This is a genomic window from Mesotoga sp. UBA5825, assembly GCF_002432955.1.
Lineage (GTDB): Bacteria > Thermotogota > Thermotogae > Petrotogales > Kosmotogaceae > Mesotoga.
Genome location: NZ_DJHG01000140.1, coordinates 10628 through 18517, shown reverse-complemented (window position 1 = coordinate 18517; position 7890 = coordinate 10628). Strand labels below are relative to the sequence as shown.

Below are 7890 nucleotides of genomic sequence, written 5' to 3'. Positions count from 1 at the left end.
CCTTTGCACATTGGACAATGGGGATACCCTTCCTTCTGATATTCGATGTCTGGCTTTGTCTGTGTTTTCTCTCAGGAGTTTAGAGTCTCAGATATGAGCGGGATATCCCAGATGGTGATTATCTGCAGGGGAGTCTCGCTTCTTTTTCCGTTTTCAGTTACAAGTATCGCCTCAAGCCTTTTGCCCAGGGCACTGAACTCGCTGAATGAAGCTGCGATTTCGAAGAGAGTCGCTTTTCTGCTAACGAATTCGACTGCCTCATCTTCTTCCGCATAGTCCATCACGGCTCGAATCGGCATATCTTTTATGCACGCCCTCTCTTCTTCGCCAACAAAGGCCATCCACCTGGCGATCGCATTCGTAGTGAGAATTCCTCTGAATTGCCTTCCCTCATAGACGGGAATCTGCGAGAATGACTTCTCCCCTATGATCTTCAGGGCTTTGTCAACCGTATCGTTGAGGTCGATTGTAACAACTTTTCCTGATTTGAATATCGTAGATACCCTGGGTGGAGCGTTCAACATTTCGGCAACGTGTTCAATATTTTCTACGACTTCCTTATGCGGTTCTGCAATAGGTTTGCCATCACTTGTTAGCGTGTGGACAATTGCATTTCGGAGTTCAGCGTACTCGAGTAGTATGTCGAGGTAGTTGCGCAGAGTTTTGTCGCTCTTTGATGCATCTCTCAAGGATCTTGCGAAGCCGTCGATCCGGTAATCTTCGTTTATCTTCCTCAGATAGCCCTCTATCGATCTGAAGGCCTGCATAAACCTCTCTGAATTGTCCATATCGACCTCCTGAATGGAACTTCGCTTACAATCGCAGAGAATCAGTAATGGTAGCAGAACTGGACAAGAATTGGAGAGACGACTCTCTACCTAAATAGAGTATATCAAAACAGCGGGGCACTGGGAGAACTGCAGATCTACAATCGTAGTTGACAAAGGAATATCATTGGTGACTCCGGAACTTTCTGAACTCTCAGATCTGTTTTTCGAGCAGTATTATAAGGTTTGTCAACTCATTCCAATCACATACAACTTTGTGAAACGAATCCAGTTCATAAGTTTCAAAGAGCAGTCGGGGGAATGGCTGCTCTTCAGGAGAAAACTGAATCTAACTGCCATGTTATTGCCGTGTGAGTCACATAGAAAGAACAGTATACCGGTCTACTATTTCTGTATCCTGAGTGAAAAATCTAGGAGTAGCTTTCATCAGGCGAGGTATTGGAGATCTCATTTCAATGTGGAAGCGCTCCAATCAACCATTATTGTGGTGCGACATCAAACTATCGAGAACCTTCTTGAGTTTCTTGTACGTCTTCCCTTTCAGGGGATAAGGGAGTGTGAGCAACCAGTCGTTTATGAGCGCAATTGCCATTGTGTAAGCTCTTCCTTCCTGAATCAGCTCAGATATTTCTTCGTCTTTAAGAAGGTTGCTCTCTAGGATCATATCTGCTCTCTTATCGATATAGGGTTTTGCGGATTCCAAAAGCAACTCGCGGATTTGTCTTTTGACTATCTCTCTCTCTTTTTCCCTCATAAATCATTATCTCCTTTCCTGTCTTCATTAAGAGAATGATCCTTTAGCTTCATCATCTTCCACGAAAGTCGATGCAAAACAGTGCCTGATGAGAAGAAACTTCCGTAATTTCAATGTGAAATCGCAAGAGAACTTCCCAAGCAGCTCATTTGAGTCTCAAGAATCGTGAGAATTGAACACCTGCATGCAGCTTTCGAAAAGTCATGATGGTTCGCGAAATCGGAATTACATCATTCAGATGATTTTCCTTTTTCGACAGCTGAGATTTCTTATCTGCCGAAAGCAATCACTTTTAGATAAGCTCCTGATTGTTTTCGCAGGTCTCTTGGAGCGACACTAGGAAAAAGTCGGGATAGAATCTTCATTTATTGATACTCAGTCTAAAGTATACTTCCCAGTGATGATATAGAAGGGAAAGTGACTAATTGACGACGCTTCCACTCCATTAAGGGTATTCTCTATCTTCAAAAGCTGTTAATTAGTGAGATTGTCCGTTAATACTCTCCAAAAGCATGAAATAGGCGGAAGGGAATTTCCTCAATTCGACTGATGTTGGGAAACTCATTTCTGAGGAAACCGAGCGATTGACAATGAAAGCTAGACGATCGTATAGATTCAGAAACTTTGCAAGCGTTCGTGTAATAACTTGTTGCAGCTCCACATAAGAATCGTGAGTCCTTCAAAGCTCAGTGGATAATTAATTCTCGTCGAGACCGGAGAATTGGCATCTTGTTGCAAGCTCACAATCGAAAGACAAGACTTTGAATGAGCAACATTCAACGAAGTTAGAACTAGAGACACACACAAGAGATAAGGATAGTCCTTATGGTATTATCTTAGGATTTTTCGAATGGACAGGGTGGTAGAAGTGAAACGAAGGAAAATTGGGATGACTCTTGTTGAACTGACAGTAGTAATGATAGTTTTCACGATTGTGCTTACATCAGTACTCTTGATGTTCACAGATCTCATCAGAAGATCGAATATTGCTCTTGGAGAGGTAGAGAGATATTCAGAACTTTTCAAAGTTGACAGCATAATTCAGGCTGAGCTTTCAAAGGCAGGCCCAAATGTTGAAAAGATAACTCTGGTAAAGGAAAGTGAAGAGGGACCGGCAAGAGGATTGAGATATATGGTTTCTTTGCCCTTCGTCAGGGTAAAGGTGACAAAGCAGTTTTATATTAATGAAGGTAGGCTTTTCATATGGGAAAAGCAAAGTGCTCAAGGAGACTTTCCCGTTGATAGTACTGCAGATTTAATTGAGCCTCTTGACAGCGCTGAGAACATAGTTTTCTCTTCCAGCTCATTTGACCATGTCGATTTGGAATTTGAGTCGGTCAACGGAGGATCGGTTTCATATAGCATAACGCTTTCTTCTCCCGATGGGACTCGAACTCACAGGTCTTCTGTGAGATTAATAAATGTGAAGTGAGGATGACTATGAAGAAGGGACTTTCTATGGTCGAAATGATTATCACAATGGCCGTTGTTGCGATAATAATTGTGACCGTATTTCAGATATTTCTCACAATACACTCGACTCTTAGCAAGTCAAATGTGAGAATGAAGGATTACACAGAAATAAGATACGAAATCGCGAATCTTTGGAGATCGGGTGGAGTTAACGATTACGGATTGGAAGTATCTGAAGACGAGTCTTTCTTTGAGAGGTTAAATGCACAAGGCGTCTCTTCCGGCCTCCTAGAAAAGCTTGAAGCAGCAATCACAATAATGAATGTAGAGGACAAGAGTCGCGAAGCAACATTCACTGCAGTAATGCAGAAATGATTGGGAGTGAGCCACATGAGGAAAGGGCTTGTTTTGCCATTGACCTTGATAATAATGATGTCAGTTACAGTAATCTCTGTTGCGCTTCTAAACAGAACTTCTTCAACTACCTCAGAGTTGTTTCAACGGATTAGCAAGGCGCAGCTGCAGGTGGACGGGGGGAATGCATTCTTCGCGAATTTCGGATATCTCAAGAGAAAGTTCGCTGAAGAAAGCTATCTCAATCTCTCAACTGATAATTTCTATATTTCACTAACTTCGACCCCAACAATGTATGAGGATTTTCTTGGTCTTTTCGTTAGTGATACTCTCGAATACCGGGCTTGGAAGGATTTGTTTTCTAAGTTCTCTAGTGAGCAGTTCTACAGGCCGGGATTTGATTTGACTAAGGTTTTTGATGAAGTGACGGGGGGAACCTTCGACGATATGGTTCTAATCCCCTACACATCATCTCCTAATACGCTTCTTGCGATCGTGAAGACCTCTAAGGGGAATATGAGTGCTTACTTCTGGGGACTTGCGAGCCCGCGTTTCTTCAGCAACTGGTCGAGATTCGAACTGGAAAGCAACTCAACTGCCTTCTGGAATCCAGGATCCGTTATATATGGACCGACTTTCTTCGGATCGGTAGGTCAGGGGGGAGCTGGCAACGGTGGCTTCAGAATGAAAGCAACGATACCACCTGATCCTGACGATATTTCGGACGATGGGCCCATTTTCAATGGAGAAGTTTGGTACGAGAATGCCAATATAGATCTTCGCGGGAAGTGGGATGGAAATAAGACAATACGAGTAGATACAGATGGCGACGGCGATTATGATGAACGATTCAACAACAAGAATTATGCTGTACACGTAGAGAATGGCGAAACATGGATATTCCTTGAAGGATTTGATGAGGTGCTTGTAGCAGATTCCTATGAAGAAGTGCATGAAGAACTAAGAGTGAAAGGTTCAGTTGTTGACTTCGTAGACAACGCTTCTTCGGGAGACTTCAATAGTCGCTTTCTTCCATGGTTCTTGAGAGCCGGGAGTATCAAGGTGAGTCAAGAAACCATAGAGGACCTCGAAACGAGATTCGATGAGATGGAAGATTATTACTCCAGTCACTATTTAAACATTACTTCGCTTGAAGATCTGCTAAATGCACTTGAAAGAGGTACTAGCTTGCCTCAGAATTCTCTCGGGCTCTACTTGAAGGACACTGAGAGAAGTTCCGGTTCTCAGGTGTCTGAGACTGAAACGTCACAGCAGATAAGTTATGAAGACTCGCAATGGCTAGAAACTCTACTGATTAATGATAATGACTTCTTGGATGCGTTTGAAGCCTGGATAGTTGATAATGACCACAGGAAGCTCTCTGCGAACTCAATTCTCGGGAAGAACGATAACATAACTGATGATAGCTTCACGTATGAGGAACTGAGACAGCTAATCAATAGTAATTACGTAACGTTCTTGGTGAATGAATCCCCCATAACTGAGGAGAGAAGAACTATTATTCAAACTGAAATTACTGGTGGTCTCAGAATACTGGACAATGCAAATAGCGTAGATTTGTCGTCAGACATGCTTTTCGGAGCACCTCTGAGCAATCTTGTAGGCACAGGCAGTTTTGAGAGTTCAAGTCCTTATTCAGTGATCAAGTTCAAGTGGAATAGGGAAGTCAGAACATCTGGTAATCAAGTGAGGAGAAGATCTAGAACTATTATTAGAAATCCTCTCGAGTACGAAAATGGTCCGATTAGTTTCACGCTTAATTTCACAGGTTGGAAATGGAAAAAAAGGTGGTTAAGTAGACGCTGGGTAGTAGATGCCAATGAAACCTGGGGAATGTCCAGTCAGAGTATTCTTGGTCCCAAAACTGTCTCGTCATGGTCCGACTGGAATTATTCTCAATGGTCTGATTGGGAAGTGATTGGTGGAAGTGGTGGTAACGGACAAAAAGTGGCAGATGCAGATGTCTATATGTATTTGATAACTCCGTCCGATGGTTTTTCCGAGATAAATTTCGATACGACCGTCATAATGAAAGTCAACTCGGAGAACGAAGAAGACTATCCTTCCTTCACTACCGAGGCTACTACTCTTTCAAACAGAGGTTACTACGTGGTTGAGGAGGACATTGAAACAGGAGGTTCTGGAATACCTGGAGGTATTGGAACGACACTGGGTAGAGAAGCAACTGTTATTGACGGGAGATACACAATAAGGTCAAAAGAGGGAGACATCAGGATTTATGGCGATATCCTTTATAACGATATGCTGAATGATTCAACTTTCAGAAGTTACGTCGATGAGCCGGGACTTGCCTTTGACCCAGACTACGACCCCAATGAGTCAGCATCCAACGCCTCTTTGAATGACATGCTCAATCTTGTTGCAACTAACGGGAACATTGTAATGCCTTACCAGAGCAATTCGAGTGGAAGAGATGCGATCAAGAATATCAAGTTATTTACTAACCTCTTCGCGTTCGGGAAGAATAGTGGGCATAGCAATACAGGACAGATTCTCATAGATGACTACAATCGCTACAATGTAGATATGGGTTTTAGGCATCTGTTTGGCACTATGGTTTCTATTGAAGCAGGTCCTGCAGGTCAAGCAGATCCTGCAGGGGCTCTCTCGAGCGGTTTCAGGAGCCGTAACTATTACGATGAGAGACTCTACGGAAACGAAGATTTGCCATTTGCATCTCCGGAGTCGAATATTCTTGAAGTAATGGGCACATCGATGAGATAGAGACTCCGTTCTGAGAAGACTTGCATTTTCAACGGAGAGATTGATCCTCATTTACCAGAGAGTGCAAATGGATATACTAGAACCGAGGGAAGTATTGCGAAGAAAGTGTCTTTTTGACTTGTTCTTCACAAAGCTCCGGATGTAAGTATGATCGAATCAGACCTGGTGAAACATTCGTATGAGAGAAGAAAAGCCCCGGTGACGGCGGGGCTTTTTGCTTAAACAAGGTATGACGACTCTCTAGTTCAAATAAGCTTCGAAGCCGTTTTCCATCAAGTCTGAGTATGTCGGAACATCTGTGTAGGTGAGTTCCGTGCCCATGAACATGTTGTAGCCGTTGATTAGCGCTTCGACGGTCGCCAGATGAAGGCCGACACGGTGCTTGAGAGGGTACTTCTCATCGTGGAGCACATCGGCGTTTTCACGCCACGTGTAGTCGAAGCCGGGATTGGGCGATTCAACAAGGAATGAAATACTTTCCGTGGCATCTCCGATTTCCCTGTGGCTAAGGCCTTTAAATCGTATGTCGGATTCTTCGAGGTTCAAAGAGACCCCGTAGTTGAATTCAATCTCCATAGTGGCGTATGCGCCAATTTCCAGCCCACGCTGGTGACAGACAAGCATGTACGCCAGTCTGCCTCCCTGAACCTTGTTTCCGTCGACAATGCTGTAGTTGTCTGGAGTATCGCTCTCATGCATGTCGAGGTTGAAATCGACTTTCTCGGTTCTTATCAGTTCAATTATCGCGAAGGCCAGCTTTTCGGTGGGGGTTCCGTCGGGTCGCCCGGGGAAGTTTCTGTTCAGATTTCTCGACTCGTAGCCCGGAAGCTCCTGTCCCGACTGATAATGGACGTAGACATCTGGATCGGGGACACCCTGATCTTCGATGTCGGTATTCCTGTCTCCATATACAAGGAAACGTGGCCCCGTCTTCGACTCGATTTGCAGGAAGTGATCCGGCTGGTTAGGATAGAATACGGTTCCTATTGAAGCCGCGCTGCTGTTGCCAAAAGGCAGAACAATTATCCTGCCGCTCTTCACCAAAGCGTTTTCAATGAATATTGTCGCAGCTACGGTTCCTGCGATCTCCATTGGATGTGTACCACCCATAAGCAGAAAAGTGGGCCCGGGCACTCCGCTGTCCATGTAGTAGACTGGAGTATCCATGTTCGTTCCCTTGAGAGGTTCGAAGTAATCCGATAGCCATCCGGTGCTCGTTACGCCATAACCTGCACGAATGTCGGGCCTGAAAAAACTCGCCATTGAAAATGAGGCAACGAGAACCAGTATGAAGATGATAAGAGTTTTTCTCATTTGCTATTACCTCCGATCGTTTAGAGAAAAGCAAGGGGCCTAAGGCCCCTATAATCTATCTCACAAAGAATTCATTGAGAACTTCAACTAAATCCACTGTCTTTTCGAAAAGCTTGAGGGGAATGGATCTCTCCTCACTTATCTTGGTGAACAAATCGTCTTGATTAGCGTCGACTTTAGCAAAGAGAGCGTCGGCATATGGCGCTAAAGCCAACAGGATTTCATCGGATGAAGAGCCTCTCCGAGACTCTCCTTCAAGGTTGCCAACGATTATTTTGGTCCCGTATTCTCTGGCCTTCTGAGCGAGAAGCAAGACTCTCTGAAGTTCCGCGTCAATCTCTATCCCTGCGGCTCCTAGACCCTTTCCACTTGCGCCAACGACTATCATTAGCGTTTTGTATGTTTCAATTTCAAACTGATCGGCGTTAAGCAGCTTTTCGAAAGTGTGTTCGATCTTCGCCGGACCTTCGTCAAGAGCAGAAGTGATGCTGGAATAAAACA

At 44.2% G+C, this 7890-nt stretch carries 7 protein-coding genes; 3 read left to right on the top strand and 4 right to left on the bottom strand.

All coding sequences use genetic code 11. The features are described from left to right. Positions 1 to 71 precede the first annotated feature (71 nt). Together B3N33_RS12905 and B3N33_RS12900 are read right to left on the bottom strand one after the other, a co-directional pair. Positions 72 to 788 carry a CBS domain-containing protein gene (locus tag B3N33_RS12905; RefSeq protein ID WP_099830456.1) on the bottom strand — a complete coding sequence of 239 codons (717 nt, stop codon included), beginning with the start codon at positions 786 to 788 and terminating at the stop codon, positions 72 to 74. Between the two features lie 472 nt (positions 789 to 1260). Then, positions 1261 to 1542 carry a hypothetical protein gene (locus tag B3N33_RS12900; protein WP_214079657.1) on the bottom strand — a complete coding sequence of 94 codons (282 nt, stop codon included), beginning with the start codon at positions 1540 to 1542 and terminating at the stop codon, positions 1261 to 1263. Positions 1543 to 2410: 868 nt separating this feature from the next. Between B3N33_RS12900 and B3N33_RS12895 the strand changes: the two genes are divergently transcribed. The 3 genes from B3N33_RS12895 to B3N33_RS12885 are packed head-to-tail and all read left to right on the top strand — an operon-like array spanning position 2411 to position 6075. Then, on the top strand, positions 2411 to 2974 hold the full coding sequence (locus B3N33_RS12895) for a PulJ/GspJ family protein (protein ID WP_214079656.1): 564 nt from the start codon (positions 2411 to 2413) through the stop codon (positions 2972 to 2974). Positions 2975 to 2982: 8 nt separating this feature from the next. Further along, positions 2983 to 3330: a prepilin-type N-terminal cleavage/methylation domain-containing protein gene (locus B3N33_RS12890; RefSeq protein WP_214079655.1), complete on the top strand. Its 348-nt coding sequence runs from the start codon at positions 2983 to 2985 to the stop codon at positions 3328 to 3330. Positions 3331 to 3345: 15 nt separating this feature from the next. Then, positions 3346 to 6075, top strand: coding sequence for a hypothetical protein (locus B3N33_RS12885; protein ID WP_292593548.1), 2730 nt, complete (start codon positions 3346 to 3348; stop codon positions 6073 to 6075). 240 nt (positions 6076 to 6315) lie between these two features. Here the strand turns inward: B3N33_RS12885 and B3N33_RS12880 are convergent, their stop codons facing one another. Together B3N33_RS12880 and B3N33_RS12875 are read right to left on the bottom strand one after the other, a co-directional pair. Continuing rightward, entirely contained in the window at positions 6316 to 7389 is a 1074-nt protein-coding gene (locus B3N33_RS12880) for a succinylglutamate desuccinylase/aspartoacylase family protein (RefSeq protein WP_214079653.1), read from the bottom strand. Between the two features lie 55 nt (positions 7390 to 7444). After that, on the bottom strand, positions 7445 to 7890 hold a 446-nt coding region (locus tag B3N33_RS12875; RefSeq protein WP_292593547.1), incomplete at its 5' end, for a DUF6305 family protein.